Source organism: Paenibacillus sp. 2TAB26 (assembly GCF_052115145.1).
In the GTDB taxonomy this organism is placed as follows: Bacteria; Bacillota; Bacilli; order Paenibacillales; family Paenibacillaceae; genus Pristimantibacillus.
In genome coordinates this window covers 1-367 of sequence record NZ_JBFRGC010000152.1, presented here as the reverse complement: position 1 = coordinate 367, position 367 = coordinate 1, and the positions used below count along the sequence as shown (strand labels likewise).

Below are 367 nucleotides of genomic sequence, written 5' to 3'. Positions count from 1 at the left end.
CGATAGGTCCGGGCGGCGGACAGTTGACAATCGTTGGCACCAAGCTAAAACTAAGTGTCCCTGCAGGCGCGTTGGATGGCGAGGTGAAGGTCACCGTTAGTGAAGTCACCAATACGCTACCCAATGGGGCCGTTGGCAAGGCCTACCGGTTTCTGCCGGAGAATGTGCAGTTTAAGAAAGACGTGGAAATAACCCTGCCATACGAACCACTTACCAATACCTCCCCGCAAGCGCTTCATTTAGCATACCAGGATGGAAAGGGCTATTGGCACATGGTAAAGGAGGCCTTGGTTGATGAAAATAACCGAACGGTAACGGCAAAAACAAGGCATTTTAGCGATTGGGGGGCGGTTGCCAACCTCTATAT

1 protein-coding gene is annotated in these 367 nt (G+C 51.8%); it reads left to right on the top strand.

Going from position 1 to position 367, the window contains the following annotated elements:
- Positions 1-23: 23 nt before the first annotated feature.
- Positions 24-367 (top strand): hypothetical protein (locus tag AB4Z50_RS36275; protein WP_441887359.1); only part of this gene is annotated, 344 nt, incomplete at its 3' end.